Source organism: Pseudomonas sp. NDM, assembly GCF_003105095.1.
Lineage (GTDB): Bacteria > Pseudomonadota > Gammaproteobacteria > Pseudomonadales > Pseudomonadaceae > Aquipseudomonas > Aquipseudomonas moraviensis_A.
Genome location: NZ_QETJ01000081.1, coordinates 1 through 22418, shown reverse-complemented (window position 1 = coordinate 22418; position 22418 = coordinate 1). Strand labels below are relative to the sequence as shown.

The 22418-nt window shown below is 61.0% G+C and carries 17 protein-coding genes and 3 pseudogenes; 13 read left to right on the top strand and 7 right to left on the bottom strand.

The annotated features are described in order from the left end of the window. Positions 1 to 200: 200 nt before the first annotated feature. On the top strand, positions 201 to 1736 hold the full coding sequence (gene glpD, locus DCO47_RS16825; RefSeq protein ID WP_116658504.1) for a glycerol-3-phosphate dehydrogenase: 1536 nt from the start codon (positions 201 to 203) through the stop codon (positions 1734 to 1736). A 251-nt stretch (positions 1737 to 1987) separates the two neighbouring features. Here the strand turns inward: glpD and DCO47_RS16820 are convergent, their stop codons facing one another. Next, entirely contained in the window at positions 1988 to 2875 is an 888-nt protein-coding gene (locus tag DCO47_RS16820) for a LysR family transcriptional regulator (protein ID WP_116658506.1), read from the bottom strand. A gap of 106 nt (positions 2876 to 2981) precedes the next feature. On the opposite strand from DCO47_RS16820, the gene DCO47_RS16815 reads away from it, so the two are divergent. The 9 genes from DCO47_RS16815 (at position 2982) to DCO47_RS16775 (ending at position 12059) form a co-directional block, all read left to right on the top strand. Then, positions 2982 to 4334 carry an MFS transporter gene (locus tag DCO47_RS16815; protein ID WP_116658505.1) on the top strand — a complete coding sequence of 451 codons (1353 nt, stop codon included), beginning with the start codon at positions 2982 to 2984 and terminating at the stop codon, positions 4332 to 4334. After that, positions 4331 to 4741 carry a DUF4440 domain-containing protein gene (locus DCO47_RS16810; protein ID WP_116658503.1) on the top strand — a complete coding sequence of 137 codons (411 nt, stop codon included), beginning with the start codon at positions 4331 to 4333 and terminating at the stop codon, positions 4739 to 4741. Before DCO47_RS16815 ends, DCO47_RS16810 begins: the two co-directional genes overlap by 4 nt. A 272-nt stretch (positions 4742 to 5013) precedes the next feature. After that, on the top strand, positions 5014 to 5928 hold the full coding sequence (locus tag DCO47_RS16805) for a glutamate/aspartate ABC transporter substrate-binding protein (protein ID WP_042607378.1): 915 nt from the start codon (positions 5014 to 5016) through the stop codon (positions 5926 to 5928). 200 nt (positions 5929 to 6128) lie between these two features. Beyond that, complete coding sequence (locus tag DCO47_RS16800; RefSeq protein WP_042607379.1) at positions 6129 to 6875, top strand: amino acid ABC transporter permease; 747 nt, start codon at positions 6129 to 6131, stop codon at positions 6873 to 6875. Continuing rightward, entirely contained in the window at positions 6875 to 7546 is a 672-nt protein-coding gene (locus DCO47_RS16795; RefSeq protein WP_016773391.1) for an amino acid ABC transporter permease, read from the top strand. Before DCO47_RS16800 ends, DCO47_RS16795 begins: the two co-directional genes overlap by 1 nt. Next, complete coding sequence (locus tag DCO47_RS16790) at positions 7543 to 8277, top strand: amino acid ABC transporter ATP-binding protein (RefSeq protein WP_016773390.1); 735 nt, start codon at positions 7543 to 7545, stop codon at positions 8275 to 8277. The genes DCO47_RS16795 and DCO47_RS16790 overlap by 4 nt, the downstream gene beginning before the upstream one ends. A gap of 220 nt (positions 8278 to 8497) precedes the next feature. Continuing rightward, complete coding sequence (locus tag DCO47_RS16785; protein WP_065616662.1) at positions 8498 to 10399, top strand: ATP-binding protein; 1902 nt, start codon at positions 8498 to 8500, stop codon at positions 10397 to 10399. After that, on the top strand, positions 10396 to 11721 hold the full coding sequence (locus DCO47_RS16780) for a sigma-54 dependent transcriptional regulator (RefSeq protein ID WP_042607381.1): 1326 nt from the start codon (positions 10396 to 10398) through the stop codon (positions 11719 to 11721). Before DCO47_RS16785 ends, DCO47_RS16780 begins: the two co-directional genes overlap by 4 nt. Before the next feature lie 8 nt (positions 11722 to 11729). Beyond that, positions 11730 to 12059: a GlpM family protein gene (locus DCO47_RS16775; RefSeq protein ID WP_172667875.1), complete on the top strand. Its 330-nt coding sequence runs from the start codon at positions 11730 to 11732 to the stop codon at positions 12057 to 12059. Between the two features lie 229 nt (positions 12060 to 12288). Here DCO47_RS16775 and DCO47_RS16770 read toward each other — a convergent pair whose 3' ends face one another. Then, positions 12289 to 13323, bottom strand: coding sequence for an alpha/beta fold hydrolase (locus DCO47_RS16770; RefSeq protein ID WP_064361682.1), 1035 nt, complete (start codon positions 13321 to 13323; stop codon positions 12289 to 12291). Positions 13324 to 13538: 215 nt separating this feature from the next. On the opposite strand from DCO47_RS16770, the gene DCO47_RS16765 reads away from it, so the two are divergent. Continuing rightward, positions 13539 to 19088, top strand: coding sequence for a dermonecrotic toxin domain-containing protein (locus DCO47_RS16765; RefSeq protein WP_116658502.1), 5550 nt, complete (start codon positions 13539 to 13541; stop codon positions 19086 to 19088). 151 nt (positions 19089 to 19239) lie between these two features. Next, on the top strand, positions 19240 to 20157 hold the full coding sequence (gene metR, locus DCO47_RS16760) for a transcriptional regulator MetR (protein WP_042607384.1): 918 nt from the start codon (positions 19240 to 19242) through the stop codon (positions 20155 to 20157). A 20-nt stretch (positions 20158 to 20177) separates the two neighbouring features. Here the strand turns inward: metR and DCO47_RS27320 are convergent. The 5 genes and pseudogenes from DCO47_RS27320 to DCO47_RS16740 form a co-directional block, all read right to left on the bottom strand. Further along, positions 20178 to 20273, bottom strand: a pseudogene (locus tag DCO47_RS27320) (metal ABC transporter ATP-binding protein); the annotation flags it as partial. 12 nt (positions 20274 to 20285) lie between these two features. Further along, positions 20286 to 20783, bottom strand: coding sequence for a GNAT family N-acetyltransferase (locus DCO47_RS16755; RefSeq protein WP_116658501.1), 498 nt, complete (start codon positions 20781 to 20783; stop codon positions 20286 to 20288). Between the two features lies 1 nt (position 20784). Beyond that, positions 20785 to 21423, bottom strand: a complete 639-nt coding sequence (locus tag DCO47_RS16750; RefSeq protein ID WP_042607386.1) for a LysE family translocator — start codon at positions 21421 to 21423, stop codon at positions 20785 to 20787. A 23-nt stretch (positions 21424 to 21446) separates the two neighbouring features. Beyond that, positions 21447 to 21857 (bottom strand): NUDIX domain-containing protein, encoded by a 411-nt coding sequence (locus tag DCO47_RS16745; RefSeq protein ID WP_116658500.1) that lies wholly within the window; start codon positions 21855 to 21857, stop codon positions 21447 to 21449. 67 nt (positions 21858 to 21924) lie between these two features. Continuing rightward, positions 21925 to 22071 (bottom strand): annotated as a pseudogene (locus DCO47_RS16740) (amino acid permease); the annotation flags it as partial. Between the two features lie 87 nt (positions 22072 to 22158). Between DCO47_RS16740 and DCO47_RS16735 the strand changes: the two are divergent. After that, positions 22159 to 22335: pseudogene (locus tag DCO47_RS16735) on the top strand (response regulator transcription factor); the annotation flags it as partial. Positions 22336 to 22418: the final 83 nt, after the last annotated feature.

Below are 22418 nucleotides of genomic sequence, written 5' to 3'. Positions count from 1 at the left end.
AATGCATTCCTCCTGTAGGAGCTGCCGAAGGCTGCGATCTTTTGCTTTTAATGTTCGGATATTTTCCTTTCTCGGCCCTTCGATGAGTTTTTTCAATCGAACGTGACTGGCTGTGCGCGTCTTTATGGGCTACCATTTTCGCAAATGAACATTAATGTTCGATTTCCAAGACATAAAACCAAAAGAACCGAGGCCAGCCGATGTCCACCTCTACCTTGCGTACGCCCCCTCTCTCCGAGATCTATGACGTTGCCGTGATCGGCGGCGGGATCAATGGCGTGGGGATCGCAGCGGATGCCGCCGGTCGCGGTCTTTCGGTGTTCCTTTGCGAAAAAGATGACCTGGCCAGCCACACCTCGTCGGCCAGCAGCAAGCTGATCCACGGTGGCTTGCGCTATCTCGAACATTACGAATTCCGTCTGGTGCGCGAAGCACTGGCTGAGCGCGAAGTGCTGCTGGCCAAGGCGCCGCACATCGTCAAACCCATGCGTTTCGTCCTGCCGCACCGCCCGCACCTGCGTCCGGCGTGGATGATTCGTGCCGGCCTGTTCCTGTATGACAACCTCGGCAAGCGCGAAAAATTGCCGGGTTCGAAAAGCCTGAAGTTTGGCGCCGACAGCGCACTGAAAAGCGAAATCAAGAACGGCTTCGAATACTCCGACTGCTGGGTCGACGATGCCCGCCTCGTGGTCCTGAACGCCATGGCTGCGCGCGAGAAAGGCGCCCATGTGCACACCCAGACCCGCTGCGTTAGCGCCCGCCGCACCAAGGGCCTGTGGCATCTGCATCTGGAGCGCGCCGACGGCAGTCTGTTTTCAATCACCGCCAAGGCTTTGGTCAATGCTGCCGGCCCGTGGGTCGCCAAATTCATTCGTGACGACCTGAAAATGGAATCGCCGTACGGCATCCGTTTGATTCAGGGCAGCCACGTTATCGTGCCGAAACTGTACGAAGGCGAGCACGCGCACATTCTGCAAAACGAAGATCAGCGCATCGTCTTCACCATTCCGTATCTGAACCACTTCACCCTGATCGGCACCACCGACCGTGAGTACACCGGCGACCCGGCGAAAGTGGCGATCACCGAAGGCGAAACCGATTACCTGCTGAAAGTGGTCAACGCCCACTTCAAGAAGCAAGTCAGCCGCGAAGACATCCTGCACAGCTACTCGGGTGTTCGACCGCTGTGCAACGACGAATCCGACAACCCGTCGGCCGTCACCCGCGATTACACCCTGGCGCTGTCAGGCAACGCTGAAGAAGCGCCGCTGCTGTCGGTGTTCGGCGGCAAGCTGACTACCTATCGCAAACTCGCCGAGTCGGCGATGGCGCAATTGATGCCGTTCTTCACCCAGATGCGCCCGAGCTGGACGGCCACTGCCACCCTGCCCGGCGGCGAAGACATGACCACGCCCGAAGCCCTGAGCGCGCGGATCCGCGACAAGTTCGATTTCGTCCCGACGGAAATCGCCCGGCGCTGGGCGGTCACCTACGGCAGCCGCACCTGGCGCATGCTCGAAGGCGTGGAAAGCCTGGCTGACATGGGCGAGCACATCGGCGGCGGCCTCTACACCCGCGAAGTCGATTACCTGTGCAGCGAAGAGTGGGCGACCACGGCGCATGACATTCTGTGGCGCCGTACCAAGCTTGGATTGTTCACCACACCGGACGAGCAGCAGAAGCTGGCGACGTATCTGGGCAAGGTTGAGCAGAACCGCAAGATCGAGGCGGCTTGATCTTCGCCCCATCGCTTGAACGAAAGCCCCTGAATTGTGAGATTCAGGGGCTTTTTGTTGTCCCCGCAAGATCCAGCCCCCCCTCACCCCAGCCCTCTCCCCCCAAGGGGGGCGAGGGGGAAAGGGAGCAGATATTCATGCTTTTCATGACCTGAGTTCGGCTCGACAATTCAGGTCGGCGAAGCTCGCAAGAACAACTCGGTCAGTCCCCTTTCCCTCCGGGAGAGGGTTAGGGTGAGGGGCTTTTGATTTCAGCGCCCCAGGTGCGCCAATAGAAAATCGATAAACACCCGCGACTTCTGCGGCAGATGCGGCATATCAGGAAACACCAGGCTGATCGGCTGTGACGGCAGCGAGTATTCCGGCAACACGCGCAGCAGATGCCCGCAGGCCATATCGTCTTCAACCATCCACGCCGGCAACACCGACACGCCCAGCGACGACAAGGTCATCGAACGAATCGCCGTCGAGGAATTTGACTGGAATTGACGCGTGCCATTGACCTCGACCCCCTCCCCCACACCATCGCGTAAAACCCACTGCGTCGGTGCCAGCAAATTGCTGTTGGCGATCCACGGTACGGCATCGAGATCCTGAGGCGTTTTTACCGGATGGCGGGCCAGAAACCCTTCAGTCGCCACCAGCACAATTTCATAATCCGCCAGTTTCCGGCTCTTGAACGCCGAGTCTGCCAGGTTGCCCAGGCGAACCACCAGATCCAGCCGTTCGGCGAGCAGATCGTTGAGCGAAGAGTTGAAGTCGTAGCACAGGCGGATGTCCGGATAGCGCTCGGCGAATAACGGAATCAGCGGCAGGATGAATCGCTCGCCGTATTCACTGGTGGAACTGATCCGCAACGTGCCCGAAACGCGGTTTGTGCCGTGCATCACCCTGTCGAAGGCAGTGTCGATATCGGCAACGATGGTTTTGAATTCATTGTAAAAGCTTTGCCCGGCCTCGGTCAGAGACACAGCACGAGTGTTGCGCATCAACAGCGTTGTAGACAACGCCGCTTCCAGCGCCTTGATGTGCAGGCTGACCATGGCCCGGCTGAGGTTGAGATGGCTGGCAGCCTTGGTGAACGAACCCAGTTCGGCGATCGCCAGAAACGTCTGTACCCGGTTCAAGTGCGTATGCAGGGCGCCCTGCGTCACGGTTCAATCCCTTCAAACATTGTGTTCAGCCCCAGTGCATCGACGGCCGGAGTCTATCGCCCCTATGCTTGACGACAAAGGGGAAAACACCATGAGTTACCGCTATAAAGTCGCGTCGGTTTTCCTGCTCGGCTTCTTTATCGACTGCATCAACATCTTCATGTCGGCGGTGGCGCTGCCCAGTCTGTCGGCAACACTGCACGTCAACAGCTCAGCGGTGGCATGGGTTGGCAATGCTTACATTCTCGGCCTGACGCTGAGCGTTCCGGTGAGCACCTGGCTGGCCGCACGCTGGGGCAGCCGCGAAATCCTGACGGCCTCGATGTTGCTGTTTGCAGCAGCGGTATGGCTGTGCGGCCAGGCCGACAGCTTCGAGGAACTGGTGATCTGGCGCTTCATCCAGGGCATCGGCGGCGGCCTGCTGATTCCGGTCGGGCAGGCGCTGGCGTTCAATCTTTTCCAGGGTGAGCAACGGGCGAGAATATCCACGCTGGTGATGGCCGTCGCACTGCTCGCACCAGCGATTTCGCCCACCGTGGGCGGCGTCATTGTCGACATCAGTTCCTGGCGCTGGGTGTTCTACAGCAACATTCCGTTTTCGCTGCTTGCCGCCGGGTTGTCCTGGTTGTGGATCAGGGAAAGCCGCCCCGCCAGACTTCAACGCCCGGATATCAAAGGCCTGTTGATGGTCAGCGCGGCGCTCGCCAGTCTGCTGATGGGGATGTCGCTGTACGGCGGCGACTATCCGCCATGGGCAGCGCTGGGTTTTGTCATGGCGGGGCTGATATTCATCGCGCTGTATCTGCTGCACTACCGCCGCTGCAACAACCCGATCATCGACTTGAGCCTGCTCAGAAGCAAAAAACTCAGCACGTCGATTTTCATCTATTACGCGATTCCGGGCGTGTTCACCGGGGTCAACCTGATGAGCATTTTCTACCTGCAGAGCACCCTGCACTTCAGCGCCCGGCTGACGGGAATGTTCATGCTCCTCTACGCCATCGGTGCGTTCATTGCGATGACGATTGGCGGCCGGGTCTACAACCGGGTTGGCGCCAGACGCCTGTTTACCCTCGGCATGCTGTTGCACAGTGCCGGCATTGCCACGCTGGTGCTGGTCAGTGCGCCAGGTGATCTGTGGATCATCGTGATCGCTTACAGCCTGATGGGTATCGGTGGCGGCATCGGTGCCAATACCGCGCAGACCACCTCCATGATGGACTTCGCCGACGGCGATATGCACAAGGCCAGTGTCATCTGGAACATCAATCGCCAGATGTCTTTCAGCCTCGGCGCCACACTGTTTCTGATGATCTTCAATGTCCTGCTCCAGCGGCTCGACACCACGCCTGCCTATCACCTGACGTTCGCGATTGCAGCGCTGATCGGGCTTTTCCCGCTGCTGCAGATGCATCAACTTTCCCCTGCAAAGGAACGCCCATGACAAACGATCCCATCGAACAGGCCGAACACAGTATTCACCACGTCCACGAGCTGATCCTTCGGGTGTTCACCGATGCCGACGGCATGGGCGCCGCAAGCATCGAGCCGTTGATGCAGGCATTTGCCGAAGATTTCAGCATGCTCGGTATCTCGGCGATTCCGTTGGACCGCTGCGAAGTGGAGCAACTGTTCAGGGGAGCCGTGGGCGCGAAAAAGGGACTCGATATCGAGATCAGTGATTTGCACACGGTATGGCAGCAGGACGACAGGCTGGCCGTGAGCTACGTAGAAACCCATCGCCTGGACGGCGTTGAACACTCGCGGGCGTCGGTGGCGATCCTGAGCGCGCAGCCAGCCGGGGTGAAGTGGCTGTATTTGCATGAAACGCCACTGAGCCGGGAAGCCTGAGACCGCGAGTTACAAGCATTCGGTTTTCCGAACGCGACTCCTCAGTCGGTTCGGTTAACCGGATCAGCGCCCCATCAAATTGCCGCCACAAAAGTTTAATAACGTTATAAAACAAGGCATTAACCGATGGCGCCTGCTCTGGCACGAGTCATGCTCTACACTCTCTCGACGAATGCCTGTTGTGCCAACACTTCAGGAGCCGTCAGGCATTCGAAGCACAAAAAGGGCCGACAAACTGGCTCCATAAAAAAAACAAAGTCGAGGAAAATTTGATGCGCATCGTTCCCCATATCCTGGGCGCAGCCATTGCTGCCGCTCTGATCAGCACGCCAGTTTTCGCCGCCGAGCTCACCGGCACCCTGAAGAAGATCAAAGAGTCCGGTGTCATCACCCTTGGCCACCGTGACGCCTCCATCCCGTTCTCCTACATCGCTGATGCGTCCGGCAAGCCGGTCGGCTACTCGCACGATATCCAGCTGGCCATCGTCGAAGCGATCAAGAAAGACCTCGACCTGCCGAACCTGCAAGTCAAATACAACCTCGTCACCTCGCAGACCCGTATCCCGCTGGTGCAGAACGGCACCGTGGACGTCGAGTGCGGTTCGACCACCAACAACGTCGAGCGTCAGCAGCAGGTCGACTTCTCCGTCGGCATCTTCGAAATCGGTACCCGTCTTCTGTCCAAGAAAGACTCCAAGTACAAGGATTTCGACGACCTGAAAGGCAAGAACGTCGTGACCACCGCCGGCACCACCTCCGAGCGCATCCTCAAGGCGATGAACGCCGACAAGCAGATGGGCATGAACGTCATCTCCGCCAAAGACCACGGCGAGTCCTTCCAGATGCTGGAATCGGGCCGTGCCGTTGCCTTCATGATGGACGACGCCCTGCTCGCCGGCGAAGCGGCCAAGGCCAAGAAAGCCACCGATTGGGAAGTGACCGGCACGCCACAGTCGTACGAAATCTACGGCTGCATGGTGCGCAAGGGTGATGCGCCGTTCAAAAAGGCTGTGGATGACGCGATCGTCGCCACCTACAAATCGGGCGAGATCAACAAGATCTACGACAAGTGGTTCATGGCGCCAATCCCGCCAAAAGGTCTGAACCTGAACTTCCCGATGAGCGACGAGCTCAAGGCGCTGATCGCCACTCCGACCGACAAAGCGGCTGACGACAAAAAGTCCTGATTTTCTGACTAACCTTATCCCCTGAGGAGGCGCCTGCCTTTTCAGGGGATGGTCACTCCCTGCTGGCATTTTTCTGGAAACACTCGAACCGGTGGCTGTCGAGCCGATCGCGTGTGCCCGGTCTTTGAAAAAAGACTGGGGAGGGAACGGAGTTCCCCAGGCGGGCACTTGTACATCGATCGAATCGAGGGGAGACCCTAATGAATTACAACTGGGACTGGGGCGTGTTCTTCAAGTCCACCGGCGTGGGCAGCGAGACCTATCTCGACTGGTTCATCTCCGGTCTGGGCTGGACCATCGCCATCGCCGTCGTGGCGTGGATCATCGCCCTGCTGCTCGGCTCGCTGCTGGGCATCATGCGCACCGTGCCGAACCGCATCGTATCCGGCATTGCGACCTGCTACGTCGAGCTGTTCCGTAACGTGCCGCTGCTGGTGCAGCTGTTCATCTGGTACTTCCTGGTACCCGATCTGCTGCCGGCGGATCTGCAGGAGTGGTACAAGCAGGACCTCAACCCGACCACTTCGGCCTACCTGAGCGTGGTCGTCTGCCTGGGTCTGTTCACCGCCGCCCGTGTCTGCGAGCAAGTGCGCACCGGTATCCAGGCGTTGCCTCGTGGCCAGGAATCCGCCGCCCGCGCGATGGGTTTCAAACTGCCGCAGATCTACTGGAACGTGCTGCTGCCCCAGGCCTACCGGATCATCATTCCGCCGCTCACCTCGGAATTCCTCAACGTGTTCAAGAACTCCTCCGTGGCGTCCCTGATCGGTTTGATGGAATTGCTGGCGCAGACCAAACAGACCGCCGAGTTCTCGGCCAACCTGTTCGAAGCGTTCACTTTGGCGACGCTGATCTATTTCACCCTCAACATGAGCCTGATGCTGCTGATGCGCCTGGTCGAGAAGAAAGTCGCGGTGCCCGGCCTGATCTCCGTGGGGGGTAAATAATGGAATTCGATTTCAGTGGCATCGTCCCGGCCATTCCCGGTTTGTGGAACGGTATGGTGATGACCCTCAAGCTGATGGCCATGGGCGTGATCGGCGGGATGATTCTCGGCACGATCCTCGCGCTGTGCCGTCTGTCGCACAACAAGTTGCTGTCGAGCATCGCTGGCGCCTACGTCAACTATTTCCGCTCGATTCCGCTGCTGCTGGTGATCACCTGGTTCTACCTGGCGGTGCCGTTCGTGCTGCGCTGGATCACTGGCGAAGACACGCCGATCGGTGCGTTCACCTCCTGCGTCGTGGCATTCATGATGTTCGAAGCGGCGTACTTCTGCGAAATCGTCCGTGCCGGTGTGCAGTCGATTTCCAAGGGCCAGATGGGTGCTGCCCAAGCACTCGGCATGAACTACGGACAGATGATGCGCCTGATCATCCTGCCGCAGGCGTTCCGCAAGATGACCCCGCTGTTGCTGCAGCAGAGCATCATCCTGTTCCAGGACACCTCGCTGGTCTACACCGTGGGCCTGGTGGATTTCCTCAACGCCTCGCGGGCCAGCGGCGACATCATCGGCCGCTCCAATGAGTTCCTGATTTTCGCCGGTCTCGTGTACTTCATCATCAGCTTCGCCGCCTCGCGGCTGGTCAAGCGTCTGCAGAAAAGGTTCGCCGTATGATCTCTATCAAAAACATCAACAAGTGGTATGGGGACTTCCAGGTGCTGACTGATTGCAGCACCGAGGTCAAGAAAGGCGAAGTGATCGTGGTCTGCGGCCCGTCGGGTTCCGGCAAATCGACGCTGATCAAGTGCGTCAACGCCCTGGAGCCGTTCCAGAAAGGTGACGTGGTGGTTGACGGCACGTCGATCGCCGACCCGAAGACCAACCTGCCGAAACTGCGTTCGCGGGTCGGCATGGTGTTCCAGCATTTCGAACTGTTCCCGCACCTGACCATCACCGAAAACCTGACCATCGCGCAGATCAAGGTGCTTGGCCGCAGCAAGGAAGAGGCGACCAAAAAAGGCCTGCAACTGCTTGAGCGCGTCGGCCTGTCGGCGCACGCCCACAAGCATCCGGGGCAACTGTCCGGTGGTCAGCAACAGCGTGTGGCGATTGCCCGTGCGCTGGCGATGGACCCGATCGTCATGCTGTTCGACGAACCGACCTCGGCGCTCGACCCGGAAATGGTCAACGAGGTGCTCGATGTGATGGTGCAACTGGCCCACGAAGGCATGACCATGATGTGCGTGACCCACGAAATGGGCTTCGCTCGTAAAGTCGCCGACCGGGTGATCTTCATGGACCAGGGCAAGATCATCGAAGACTGCCCGAAAGAGGAATTCTTCGGCGACATCAGTGCCCGCTCCGAACGCGCGCAGCACTTCCTCGAGAAAATCCTGCAGCACTAACAGCACCACCGATCTGCCCTTTGTGGCGAGGGAGCTTGCTCCCGCTGGGTCGCGCAGCGGCCGCAAAACCTGCAAATTGCGTTGTTTCCGACACAACGCATTCGCAGCGTTTACGACTGCTTCGCAGCCGAGCGGGAGCAAGCTCCCTCGCCACAGGTTCCAGGCTCGACCAAACCAGTGCGTCGTCCGCGGCAGCGCTGGTTGACCCAAGGCATCTGTGATGAAATGCGACCCCACTCTTTATCGCGCTGCAGAGCCATCACTTGCCGTGAAGCCCCGTCTGATCCGTCATCTGTTCCTGCCGCCGCTGATCATCGCCCTGATGGTCGGACTGGGGTTCATCGGCTTCTGGACCAGTGAACACTTCGGCATCCGCAGCCTCGGCGAGAACGGCCAGCGCCAGCTGGAACTGCATGCCCGTGCGGTCGAAAGTGAAATCAGCAAATACACCTACCTGCCCAGCCTGCTGGAACTCGAAACCAGCGTCCCGCAGTTGCTGGCCGACCCGACCCCGGAGCACCGGCAGACGGTCAATGATTACCTCGAAGGCCTGAACCGCCGTAGCCGTAGCCGCGCCATCTACGTGATGGACACCACCGGCCGGGTCATGGCCACCAGCAACTGGCGCGATGTCGACAGTTACCTGGGCGAAGACCTGTCCTTTCGCGCCTATTTCAAGGACGCCGTGCGCGGCCAGCCCGGGCGCTTCTATGGCATTGGCAGCACCAATGGCGAGCCCGGCTATTACCTGGCCCACGGCCTCGAAGAGCACGGCAAGATCATCGGCGTGGCGGTGGTCAAAGTGCGTCTGGAAGCCATGGAAGAGCGCTGGCAACGGGCGCGTCTGGAAGCGTTCGTCAGCGACGAGAACGGCATCATCATTCTCTCCAGTGACCCGGCCAGGCGGCTGAAATCGGTGATCCCGCTGAGCGACGAGGTCAAGGAAAAACTCGCCCGCAGCCTGCAGTACTACTGGTTCCCGCTCAACGAACTGCAACCGCTGGCCCGCGAGACGCTGGCCGAAGGCGTGGAGAAACTGACCTTCCCGGCCAACAGCGAATTGCAGCCCGACGAAGACGACATCAGTTATCTGGCGCAAACCCGACTGCTGAGCGACACGCCGTGGAATTTCACCCTGCTCACGCCATTGCAGGACCTGCGCCGCGAAGCCATCAACCAAGGCATTCTGGTGGCCGTTGCGTTTGCCCTGTTCGCCTTCCTGCTGATTGCCTGGAACGAGCGGCGCAAAGTCCTCGCCACCCGCCTCGCCGCCCGCGAAGCCCTGCAGGAAGCCAACAGCCAATTGGAGCGTCGGATTACCGAACGCACCGCCGACTTGCGCGCCAGCAACGAACGGCTGAAGAGTCAGATCCGCGAGCGTCGCCAGGCCGAAGAGACCTTGCGCCGCGCCCAGGATGAACTGGTGCAGGCCGGCAAACTCGCCGCCATCGGCCAGATGTCGACCAGCATCGCCCATGAATTGAACCAGCCGCTGGCAGCCATGCGCACGCTGTCGGGCAACACCGTGCGCTTTCTCGAGCGCGGCCAGCTCGACGTCGCCAGCACCAATCTCAAGACCATCAATGATTTGATCGACCGCATGGGCCGGATCACCGCCAGCCTGCGCTCGTTTGCCCGGCGTGGAGACAACAAGGGCCAGGCCAGTCTCGGCAAAGCCGTCGATGCCGCGTTGCAAGTGCTGGGCGCGCGCGTGGAAAACACCGCGCTGCAGATTCACCGGCAGTTTGCCGATGTGCAATTAGTGATAGATCAGACCCGCCTCGAACAGATCCTCGTCAACCTGATCGGCAACGCTCTCGACGCCATGCACGCGCAACCGCAGCCGCAATTGTGGCTGGAGGGTGAAGAGTTCAACGGCAAGTATCGCCTGCGGGTGCGCGACAACGGCCATGGCATCGACGCCGAAGCGCGCAAGCACCTTTTCGAACCGTTCTTCACCACCAAACCCGGCGAGCAAGGCCTGGGACTGGGCCTGACCCTGTCCGCCAGCCTCGCCGCTGCCACCGGCGGGCATCTGGGTGTCGAACACCCGGCCGGCGGTGGCACCACCTTCGTCCTCAGTTTACCGTTGGTAAGCCCTCTTTCTGCCGAGCCAATATGAACCCCGAACTCAGTGTGCTGATTGTCGAAGACGACCCCCATGTGCTGCTCGGCTGCCAACAGGCGCTGACCCTCGAAGACATCCCGTGCATCGGCGTCGGCAGCGCCGAAGAAGCGCTGGCGCAGGTCGGCGACAACTTTGCCGGCATCGTTATCAGCGACATCCGCCTGCCGGGCATCGATGGCCTGGAACTGCTCACCCGTCTCAAGCAACGTGACCGCAGCCTGCCGGTGGTGCTGATCACCGGCCACGGCGACATCTCCATGGCCGTCGGCGCCATGCAGAAAGGCGCCTATGATTTTATGGAGAAACCGTTCTCCCCGGAGCGTCTGGTGGACGTCGCGCGGCGGGCGCTGGAGCAACGCAGCCTCGCCCGTGAAGTGTCATCGCTGCGTCGGCAACTGGCTGAACGCGATTCGCTGGAAGGGCGGATTATCGGCCGCTCACCTGCGATGCAGAACCTGCGCGAACTGATCGCCAACGTGGCCGACACCTCGGCCAACGTCTTGATCGAAGGCGAGACCGGCACCGGCAAGGAACTGGTCGCCCGCTGCCTGCACGATTTCAGTCGGCGCCACAGCAAACAGTTCGTCGCGCTGAACTGCGGCGGCCTGCCGGAAAACCTTTTTGAAAGCGAGATTTTCGGCCACGAAGCCAACGCCTTCACCGGCGCCGGCAAACGCCGCATCGGCAAGATCGAACACGCCGACGGCGGCACGCTGTTCCTCGATGAAGTGGAAAGCATGCCGCTGCCGTTGCAGATCAAACTGCTGCGCGTATTGCAGGAACGCACCCTCGAACGTCTCGGCTCGAACCAGAGCGTGGCGGTGGATTGCCGGGTGATTGCGGCGACCAAATCCGACCTTGACGAGGCGAGCAAGGCCGGCGAATTTCGCAGCGACTTGTACTACCGCCTCAACGTCGTGACCCTGGAATTGCCGCCGTTGCGCGAACGCCGCGAAGACATCCTGCAACTGTTCGAACACTTCACCCAGCAGTCGGCGCTGCGCTTTGATCGCGCGCTGCCGGAGCTGGACAACCAGACCCTGTCGAACCTGATGAGCCACGACTGGCCGGGTAACGTGCGCGAATTGCGCAACGTCGCCGAACGTTTCGCCCTCGGCCTGCCGGCCTTCAAGAAATCCGGGGCCAGCGCCGGCCAGGGCCTGGCGTTTGCCGAAGCGGTGGAAGCCTTCGAGCGCAACCTTCTGGTCGACGCCTTGCAACGCAGCGGCGGCAACCTGACCCAGGCCAGCCAGGAGTTGGGCATGGCCAAGACCACGCTGTTCGACAAAGTCAAAAAGTACGGGTTGAGCCACTGATGGATCTGATTCTGAAAGCAGCGATCGGCGCCGCAGTGGTGCTGATCCTCGCGGCACTGTCGAAGACCAGAAACTACTACATCGCCGGCCTGGTGCCGCTGTTTCCGACCTTTGCCCTGATTGCGCATTACATCGTCGGCAAGGGCCGCTCGGTCGACGACCTGAAGACCACGATCGTGTTTGGCATGTGGTCGATCATTCCGTACTTCATCTATCTGGCGACGTTGTACGTGATGGTCGACCGGATGCGGCTTGAAGCATCGCTGGCCGTGGCGGCGGTGGCGTGGTTGATGGCGGCGACGGTGCTGGTGACGGTCTGGGTGCGGCTGCACAGTTAAGATCAAAGGCTGCCCTCACCCCAGCCCTCTCCCGGAGGGAGAGGGAGCCGACCGCAGGGTGCTTCAAATTACATCGACCTGAGAAACCGAGTCGATTACGGATGCGTAACTTGAACGCGTTTTCATAATCGACCCGCTCATTCAGGTCGGCGGATAGCGCAAGACACCTCCGTAAGTCCCCTCTCCCTCCAGGAGAGGGTCAGGGTGAGGGGCTCTTGATCTTCAGCAGCTAAAGCAGATTCCCCTTCGCCACCGGCTCAACCTGCGCCCAATGCGAAGTGTCCTCACGATGCGCCTGCAGATACGGCAGCACCGCCGCCAGCAACGGCTCCTTGAACGCCTCCTGAAACCGATGCGCCAATCCCGGAATCAGCCTCAGTTGACTGCCCTGAATGTGCGCCGCCAGATGCACCCCGTGCATCACCGGCAGCAGCGGATCCGCTGTGCCATGCACCACCAGGGTCGGCACGCGCAACTGATTGAGCAAGGCGACACGGCTAGGCTCGGCAAGGATCGCCATGATCTGCCGCTTCACGCCCTCGGGGTTGAACGCACGATCATAGGACGCCGCCGCCTGCTGCAACAGCGCCTGCCGATCATCGCTGACTGCCGGACTGCCCAACGCGGCCAGCAAATCCGCCTGCTGTTCCAGCGCCACTTGACGATTGGGCGCACCGCGCCGCGAGAGCAATTGCACCAGCGCCGCACTCGGAGCAGGCAGGCCTTCGGCACCGGAAGTGGTCATGATCAGCGTCAGGCTTTCCACCCGCTGCGGCGCCATCGCCGCCATGTGCTGGGCAATCATCCCGCCCATGCTCGCGCCGAGTACGTGGAATTGCTCGACCTGCAGCGCGGTCATCAAACCCAGCGCATCGTCGGCCATGTCGGTCAGGCTGTACGGCGCCGAAATCGGCAAGCCGAGCTTGTAGCGCAGCACTTCGAACGTCAGGTTGGCCTGCGCCGGTGCCTGACGCCAGGTCGACAGGCCGGCGTCGCGGTTGTCATAACGAATCACCCGAAAACCCTGCTGACACAGGGCGACTACCACCTCATCCGGCCAATGGATCAACTGCCCACCCAGGCCCATGACCAGCAGCAATGCCGGATCCGAAGCACGACCGATGCTTTGATAGGCAAGGCTGACTTGCGGCAGATCAACGTGCTCGGTCGGCACGTTCACATCACAGCGCCCTGCTGCAAACGAGCCGGCCCCGAACAAAAGCGCGGCCAACGCGGCCGCGACTGAAAAAAATCTCTTCAACATGAAAAAACACCAAAACGCAGCACCCCAGTAGAGCGCGAGTCTGATGAAGTTCGTGCGAGCGCGCTGCCACACTTCCATGACAGTTTGATGAAGAGTGCCGAGCGGTCATCCAGCCGCGGCAGACAATATCCCTGTACCGCCATGCTCCTGAGCAAACGCTTTTGAATGACCCGCACAGGAGCGGATGCCCCGCTCCCCCTTGCGAGTCATCCACCATGCTCGAACCCCTCACACTCGATTTGCCGCCGTCTGCGCCTGAGTCGTTCGCGACGTCCCTGGCGCTGCCTGAAACCATCGACGAAAGTCTGTTGTTACGGGCCAATCAACGCTGGCGCGACAGCAGCAATGGCTTGCGCGAACTGTTTGCGAAAAGTCCCGCCCTGCGCGACACGATCAACGCGTCGCTGCGACAACAGCTGCAACTGGATGGCGAAAAAACCGGATTCGGCTTCATTGCCACCCAAACGCAGCCGGAGCATTTCGTCAGCCTTACCGACGCCTGCGCTTTTGTCGTTCAACATCCGGCGCCAGATACCTCGCTCGACCAGCGCTGCCACGTTATCGGTCTGCCGCCTGATCACCCGCTGTACGCACTGAACCCGTCGCAACTGCTGGAAAAGCTCAAGCTGCTCGACCCGCAGTCCGCCCACGCCACACGCTGGGTCGGGTTCTGGGATGCCCGTGCGCCTGGCACGCCGGTGTCGCGGCGCACGCGTGCTATCGAACTGTACCGAACGCATTTCGAAGCGTGCGCTGACGCTGCGTACGCCAGTAAAACCATCAGCACCGAACAGCTCGACCTGCTGCAGCACATCGTTGATGCCGGCTCCTACCCGGTGACGTTCAAAGGTCAGCCGGTTCACCTGGAAAAACCGGCTCTGGTGCTGAGCAACCACAGCAAAGTCAAACTCCCGGGGGCTTGGGTGATCAGCGTGGGAGACCGCGCCACGGCCCGGGCTCTGCTCTACCTGCCCTGCCGCCCCGCGTGCATCCAGGCATTCGACAATCGAGCGGATCTGCAGACGTGGCTGGCCGCTCAGGTGCAGATTCCCACCGGCCTGCCGCGCGAGATCCAGCGCTTCGATTACAGCGCCGCGACCGACCCGATGATCACCGGTGCCAGCGATCTGTTCGCCGACCGCCAGCATGCGCAGATCAACGCGTTGCGCAACAGCAACCGGGGCAACCCCGGGTTGCGCGACCACGGTGCGCAAGCGCTGGCGCATGTCGATCTCATCGACCATCAGCGCGGCACAGCGATCATCGTTGCAGCGCCCGCGCCAGCCAAGGCGTCCGTCGCGCCGGATACCCTCGCGAGCGACGCTCCTCCGTTGTTTGGCAGCCTGTCCGCTGGCATTCCGCTGGCCGTCAGGCATGCCGCGCTCAAGCGCGAGCGCGATGCGCTCGAACAGCTGCAGACCGATGACCGCGACGGTTCGCGCTTTGAACAATGCCTGGACGCACTGAAAGCACTGGAAATTGCCGAGCAAGCCTGCGAGAACGCCTGCACCTCATTGCTCGACGACGCCCCCATCTCCGACCCGACATTCACTGCGATTTATCAGGCTCACAAGGATGGCTTGCATGCCGAGGCCAAGCTGCAAGCGATCCTCGGGCAGATCGACAGCGCCGAACACGACCTGCTCAAAGCCGTGCTGGACAACCCTGTGGCCAGCGCACGCGATGCCGAGTGGGTCGCGGCCAGCCTGACCCTGTCACTGAGCGAAACCCGCGACGCAGTCACTACGCAGCAGCGCGAGACGCTCAACGGCGTATTTGTCCTCACGCGGCAAGCTGCGCTGACGGACAGCGGGTCCGAGGCGAGCCTGCTGCTTTACTGCCCGGGCAGCGGCGGTGGCCTGCAGCGCTTTCGCGACCGCCGGGCATTGGCGCTCGAATTGTTCAAGCTTGACGAGCAGGACAGCGAATCGGCCTTGCAGCTCGACGCCATTGCCTCTGATCCGCTGCGTCATTGTCTCAGCGCGCTGATTGCCGATTGCGAAACACGGGCCGCCGGGTTGCGCGACCAGACCGGGCACGCCGATGCACTGGAAATTCTCCGTCAGGAGTGCACGGCCGCCGTGCAAGTCCCGGTCAGCGCCGCCAGAAGCCTGATGTTCGCGCATGTGCAAGAGCAGGAGCGCAGCGGTGTGCTGGCCACTCATCTGCCGGACTGGCTGGTGCGTCTGCAGGAAAACGAGCGGATCGCGCTCAAACAGCACATCAAGGCCTACATCGAGGCGATGCGCAAAAGCCATGCGTTGATGACCCGGGCACTGGAACCGCGCGACGACTTCACCCGCAAACACCTGTACGCACGCCTGCGCAAGGACTTCGCCACCGAGGGCTATTTTTCCGTGCAGGTCGAATTGCCCGATTCCACCCGAACCGAAACGGTGGTGGAAGCCAGCCCCGCCGGCCCGCGGCGTAAAACCGTGATCGTGCCCGGCGCTACGCACAGCGTGATGTCACTCGAAGACCTCGCTCAACTGAATATCGACAACGTTCACTCAGTGCTCAATGACTCGCTGTCGCAGCGTCTGATTTTCATGCGCCTGACCGTCAATGCCGCGCGCCAACGGGATCGCAACCGTCTGCTCAACGGCATCAACCTGAGCTATCTGCGTAAAGTCCTGCCGGAGCTGGACCTGCCCAAGGCCTATGAGCGCAGGATCCACGAGGCCTTCCATGGCGCGCCCGGTGAAGCGCTGTTCGTCAGCCAGCATCGGCGTGAAAGCCTGATCGAACCCTGGCGCCTGCTGCTGAAGATTCAGAGTGATAACGCGCGTGCACAAAAACATCTGAACCGCGATGAAGCCGAGGTGGTGAACATTGCGATCGACGCCAACACCACAGACGCCTGGCTCGCCAAGGGCAAGCGCATCGTGCTGCTGCCGGTCGCGCTTGCAGCCGGCGGCAAGGATACGCCGCGCGAAGGCCCGGTGACCTTGTCCGGCGTGACCTTCATTGAAGAACAGATCAGCGGCATGACTCTGCTGTACCTGCCGGACAGCCCGGATCAGCAATTTTTCCGTCGCTACGACAGTCTCGAGTCAGCGCGCAAAGGGCTGTTCACGTTGTGCGCAAATGACCGCTGGATCGAATACCTGGCGGGTAAGGCCTTGCACGGCGATGTCCGCGCGCATACCCGCCGCATCGGTCAGGCCGTGGAAAAAAACTTCGATGCGATTATCGACGTCGGCACGCGCTGGCCGGCGAGGACTTCTCTGGCCGCGCACCTGCTCGACGCGCACATGGGGCGTTTGCTCGAAGCTCATCGCGGCAGTTCGCGCTCCAACGATGAGCTGTTTTTCGAGCGCTACGCACTGAAGGGGCCACGCGCGTTCAATTACATAAAAATGGCGCTGGGCATGGTGCCCTTCGTCGGCACCGTCGTGGCGCTGTATGACGCCTGGAATGCAGCCAATCAGGCCGTGGCGGCGTTTTTGCGCGGCGAGGTCGCGGATGGCCTGGCCGCCATCGAGGCGATGTTTCTCTCGTTGATCGACGCATTCATGGATCTGCTTCCGGGCGAGGCGGTGGCCTCGACGCTCTCGCGCACAACCCGCGCGCTGACACGTGCGCGCCAGGTGCATACGCTGCTGGGCAACGTTGCGGCTCTGCATGGCAAAACCCAGCGGCAGGCCCGGCACGTGCTGGCCCGCTTCCAGGATTACGACTACGAACAACCGCTGTCGCTGGCCGGAATCGAACCCGCACGTCATGGCCTCTACCGGGGCATTTACCGACATGCGGACGGGGATTTTATCGAACGGCAGGGGCGCATCTACCAGGTGGAGCTCGCCACGGACTCGCGCAACTGGCGCCTGTTCGGCAATTCGCGCAAGTCTTACAAACAACCGATCGCGCTGGATGAAAGCGGCCAGTGGGATACCTGGTACGGCGTCTACGGGATCGCCAGCGCGGGTGGCCTGCGGGGCGGCGGCAACGTCGCCGGACATCTGGCCGATACGCTGGACCCTTACTGGCCACCGGTGATTCGCCAGCGCTTGCCACGCTGGTGGGCAGAGCGCACGTTTCGCCGGCACCAGCAGCTGGAACTGGAGACTGAACGCCTGGCCAATCTCATCGATAGCAAGGTCGAGGCGCACAAGAAGGCGATCCTGGCTTTCCAGCACGCCAGCCCCGCCAACCAGCGCGCCCTGCTGCCGGCCGCCGAAGCGGCATGCCTGGAAGATATCCGCCTGTGCGTTCAACGCTATCAGGCGCTGGAGGAGTTGAAGCCGCTCACCAGTGGCAATAAACAAGGGGCCGTCAACCGCGTGCAAAGCTCCCTCGCCGTTCGCCTGACCTCGCGATATGCCATGCGCGCCGGCCAGGTTTCGGCCGGCACCGTCATGGTGCTGGAGGACGTCCGGCGCTTGAGCGGCATGCTCAGCGCTTTGCCGGCGGGCACACGTTCGCAGCGACTGGCGTTGCGTGCCCGGATTCGGGATCTGCAGATCGACTACGTAAACAAATTCGAGGAGCTGGAAAACCTGCGGCTTCAGCTCAATCAGTGGTATGAGCGCATCACCTTGCGCTCCGACAGGGTCGGGCGGATCGACAGTGTGAACCTGATCAATCGTCAGCACAGCGATGCCCGCCTGCTCTTTCACAAAACCTATATGCGCCTGGACCTGGTCAAGAATTACAGCTACGACAATGACGTTTCCTGGATGTACTTTCGCGAGCGCACAGACGAACTCTGGAAGGAGGCCAGAGAGGCCGTGACCACCCAGTACGACCTGCCCAACCTTCAAGCCACTGCACAACATCGCAGCCAGATGCTTGAGCGATGCCTGGATGTCTACACGCGCTTCCGACGGCAAATGACCATCTGGATGACGGACTATCCAGAGCATCTTCATCAGGACGCCATCGAACCGCTGCTCGACGGCCTGGAGCAGATGGCCGGCCGTGCCCGCCGTGGCGTAATCGAACCAGCGGCGCCGAGAACGCCCGGACAGCCTGCCCAGCGCGTCTTTACCACTGCGGACGGCAACCTGCTGTATGGCACGGAACGATTCGACACGCGGTCGCAGCGTCGGACTTATGAACGCCGGCTCAGAGATGGCGAAGTGCAGATCTGGGAGCAAGGCGCCGATGGCCGCTCGCGCCAGGTCGGTCCGGCTCAGGCCCCACCACCTGCGACGCCTTCAGTAAGCCTCGCCGGTCTGGTCAGTGATGCCCGGCAGCGTCTGGACAGAATCCCTGCCTACCGGGCCGTAGTGCAGAGCAATGCCGACCGGGGCATGCAGCCGATCGATTTGCAACACATGATGGACACCCAGGCCGGTGAGCTGAACACCCGTGCCGACCGTATCGCCGCCCGATCCGCGCACCATCCGCTCATCCAGCGCCTGCGTGATCAAGCCGCCGAACTGATCGTTGCCGGGCGCGCCCTGCGCACCGAACGCACTCTGACCATCCAGAAGCCCACCGACGGCATGCTTGACGACCTGATCGGTCAGGGCGCGGTGGAAATCCGCAGAACGCAACCGATCAGATTGCTCGGCAGGCATGCCGGTCACCCGGACTATATGCAGGAGTACGAGATCTGGAACCTGACGAGCCAACCCCCGCAGTTGCTGTGGTACGCGCACTTTCACTACCGCAACGCGACGCCGGTGTTCAACCGCTTCGAAACCGCGCATTTGAAATTGCCGCAGCATCGCTTCCAGACCCATGCCGATGATCCGACGCTGCCCTATTCGAAAATCGGCAGACAGTCGGTTGTGCTCGGGCATTTCGAGCGGATCTGACTAAAGCGCCCGGTCTTGCTCACAGCCTGCCACGCTGTGAGCAAGGTCGAATCGCCCAGCCCCGAAAGCAGCGGAGTCGACAACAGACTGACCATGAGACAAACTCAACCAATCCTCGCTGATCACAAGTTTTGTTCATGGAGCCCCGCCGGTGCTTGAAATCCGTCACTTGAAAACCCTGCATGCCCTGCGTGAAGCCGACAGTCTGGTCGACGCCGCTGACCGCCTGCATCTGACACAGTCAGCCCTGTCGCATCAATTCAAAGAACTGGAAGAACGCATGGGCATGCCATTGTTCGTGCGCAAGACCAAACCGGTGCGTTTCACCAGCGCCGGTCTGCGCCTGCTGCAGCTGGCCGACGCCACCCTGCCGCTGCTGCGCGCCGCCGAGCGCGATATCGGTCGTCTGGCCGGTGGCACTGCCGGACGTCTGCACATGGCTATCGAATGCCATAGCTGCTTCCAGTGGCTGATGCCGACCATCGACCAGTTCCGCGATGCCTGGCCGGAAGTCGAGCTGGACCTGGCTTCAGGTTTCGCTTTTGCACCATTGCCGGCACTCGCCCGAGGCGATCTGGATCTGGTGGTGACGTCCGATCCGCTGGAGCTCGCCGGCATCACTTACGTGCCGCTGTTCACTTACGAGGCCATGCTCGCCGTAGCCAATCAGCACGCGTTGGCGAGCAAGCCGTATATCGTTCCTGAAGACCTGCTGACTGAAACGCTGATCACCTACCCGGTGGAACGCGATCGTCTGGATATCTTCACCCGTTTCCTCGAACCGGCCGACATTGAACCGGCGCAGGTGCGTACTTCCGAGCTGACCGTGATGATGATGCAGCTGGTTGCCAGCGGCCGGGGCGTCTGCGGGATGCCGCACTGGGCGCTGCATGAATACAGCTCACGCGGGTATGTGAAGGGCAAGCGGTTGGGGGAGAAAGGTCTGTTCGCGACGCTGTATGCAGCGATCCGCACCGACATGCTCGATGCGCCGTACATGCGCGATTTCCTGCTGACCGCCAAGGACACCTCGTTCTCGACCCTGGATGGCGTCAGCGCCGTACGTTGAAAACTAAATCAAGAGATCCCCTGTGGGAGCGAGCCTGCTCGCGAAAGCGGTGGATGATTCAGCGATGATGTCGGCTGGACGGACGCCTTCGCGAGCAGGCTCGCTCCCACATGGATTGGCGTGGTGGGTCAGACTTCACGCCACATGTGGATCTTGTCGAAATAGTCTTCGCCGACGCGCACCGCCAGTGGTTCAAGCCCGTACTGAATGAAGCCGCAGCGCTGATACAACTGAAAAGCCGCGTCGTTGCCGGCAGTGACAGTGAGCTGTACAAGCTTCAGCGCCGGATGCTGTTGCGCTTCGGCCAAAGCCGCCTGGACCAGCTCAAAGCCCAGGCCCCGCCGACGAAAATCCGCCGAGACATACATGCCGAACAGCGTGGCCTTGTGTCGCGCCTTCTCGCGCGGTTCGAAGGCCAGGCCGACAATCCCGGCCAATGTCCCGGCATCGAAGGCCCCCAACACCACATCGAGCTTGCTGGTCAGGCGTGCTTCCCACCAACTCAACGGCATCACCGCGCGTTCGCGCACGCTGGAGGTGAACGCCTGCGGATGCCGGTCGTAGGCTTCGAGCATCAGCGCGCGGTACGCCAGGGCATGGCTGGCATCCAGCCGTTCGATCCACACTTCAGGCGGTCCGCCGCTGTTCCAGCATCAACCGCACCGCGAGGCCGCCGAGCACCAGGCCCATGAAATAGCGCTGCACCGCCAGCCAGGTCGGGTTGCGCACGAACCACGAGGCGATGCCTGCAGCGAAGAGCGCGATCAACAGATTGACGCTGAAACTGACGCTGATCTGGGTCAGACCGAGGAGGATGCTTTGGGTGAAAACGGAGCCATGTTCAGGGCTGATGAATTGCGGAAACACCGACAGATAGAAAACCGCGATTTTCGGGTTCAGCGCACTGGTGAGAAAGCCCATGGTGATCAGTTTGCGCGACGAGTCCGGCGGCAATTGCCGGGCTTCGAACGGCGAACGTGCGCCGGGTTTCAGCGCTTGCCAGGCCAGCCACAACAGGTACAGCGCGCCGGCCCATTTCAGCACTTCATAGGCCATCGGCACGGCGAGAAACACCGCCGTCAAGCCGGCCGCCGCCGCGAACATATGCACGAAGAACCCGCCGACCACACCGAGCAGCGACGTCACGCCGGCGCGGCGGCCCTGACAGATCGAACGCGAGATCAGGTAGATCATGTTCGGTCCCGGCGTCAGCACCATCAGCAGAGCGGCAGCGGCAAAGATCAGCAAGTCTGGCAGCGGGATCATGGCAACGTCCTTTGCGGGAATGATCAGGCGAGTGCAGTCAGTGAACGGCGATAAAACGGCAGGATGTGCTCGCGTGTCAATGGCGCCAGTTCGACCGCCGGATCAGTGGCCGGATCGACCCAGATGACTTCCTCGATTTCCGCCGCCGGGCACACGTCAGTATCGATGATCAGTTGAAAGATTTCCGCGTGCACGATGAAGCCTGGCTCGTTGGCGGCGGGGGCGGAAAACCGGCTCAGATAGATTGCCTGCGCCGGGTCGATCTGTAGGCCCAGTTCTTCTTCCAGCTCCCGCGCGAGAGCGTGAACCGGCAGCTCATGGGCTTCGATCTTGCCGCCCGGCTGCATGAACGCCGTAGTACCGCGTTTGCGCACCAGCAGGGTCTGGCCGTGAGCGTTGAGCAACAGGGCAGCGGCGATATGAATGGTCGACATGAAGGAATCCCTTGGTGCAAAGGCGCCAAGGATCCCATGCCCGTCAGCGGTAAGCCAAGCGCAAGACTCAGGTCGCTTCCTGGAAGTCCAGTTCCGGTGGCTGACGACGGAAACCGCCGGTGAGCACGACGAGACAGACCACGCCGATCGCCAGCCAGCTCAGCCCCAGCCAGACCGCCAGATGACCGAGGCTGACCATCAACCAAACCACAGCGGCGTATTCGCATCACCCCCAATGTAGTGCACGCACAGCGCAACGAAGGCGATGAGCACAAGGAATTGCCAGGGCGCGGGCGGTTTCCGGGAACTGGATGTCGGGCGTTTGATGCTCAGCGGTTGCTCCAGCAAAGAAATCGCCCGTAAGCTGGAAATCTTCGTGGAAACCGTGAAAGTCCATAAGAAACACATGTACAGCAAACCGGGGATCAAATCCCGGTCAGAGCTGTTTTCGATTTTTCTTCAGGCACAAAACGCCTGATCGTTTGGTGAAGTTGCTTTTTGTAGGAGTGAGCCTGCTCGCGATGGCGTCGGGTCAGTCAAATCATTTGTAGCTGATATTCC

Bases quoted from the DNA above. Each gene is read 5' to 3' on its own strand.
- DCO47_RS16800 (WP_042607379.1), top strand. From the start codon at position 6,129: ATGAATTACAACTGGGACTGGGGCGTGTTCTTCAAGTCCACCGGCGTG.
- DCO47_RS16810 (WP_116658503.1), top strand. From the start codon at position 4,331: ATGACAAACGATCCCATCGAACAGGCCGAACACAGTATTCACCACGTC.
- DCO47_RS16805 (WP_042607378.1), top strand. From the start codon at position 5,014: ATGCGCATCGTTCCCCATATCCTGGGCGCAGCCATTGCTGCCGCTCTG.
- DCO47_RS16780 (WP_042607381.1), top strand. From the start codon at position 10,396: ATGAACCCCGAACTCAGTGTGCTGATTGTCGAAGACGACCCCCATGTG.
- DCO47_RS16785 (WP_065616662.1), top strand. From the start codon at position 8,498: ATGAAATGCGACCCCACTCTTTATCGCGCTGCAGAGCCATCACTTGCC.
- DCO47_RS16765 (WP_116658502.1), top strand. From the start codon at position 13,539: ATGCTCGAACCCCTCACACTCGATTTGCCGCCGTCTGCGCCTGAGTCG.
- DCO47_RS16795 (WP_016773391.1), top strand. From the start codon at position 6,875: ATGGAATTCGATTTCAGTGGCATCGTCCCGGCCATTCCCGGTTTGTGG.
- DCO47_RS16790 (WP_016773390.1), top strand. From the start codon at position 7,543: ATGATCTCTATCAAAAACATCAACAAGTGGTATGGGGACTTCCAGGTG.
- DCO47_RS16745 (WP_116658500.1), bottom strand. From the start codon at position 21,857: ATGTCGACCATTCATATCGCCGCTGCCCTGTTGCTCAACGCTCACGGC.
- DCO47_RS16815 (WP_116658505.1), top strand. From the start codon at position 2,982: ATGAGTTACCGCTATAAAGTCGCGTCGGTTTTCCTGCTCGGCTTCTTT.
- DCO47_RS16770 (WP_064361682.1), bottom strand. From the start codon at position 13,323: ATGTTGAAGAGATTTTTTTCAGTCGCGGCCGCGTTGGCCGCGCTTTTG.
- DCO47_RS16750 (WP_042607386.1), bottom strand. From the start codon at position 21,423: ATGATCCCGCTGCCAGACTTGCTGATCTTTGCCGCTGCCGCTCTGCTG.
- glpD (WP_116658504.1), top strand. From the start codon at position 201: ATGTCCACCTCTACCTTGCGTACGCCCCCTCTCTCCGAGATCTATGAC.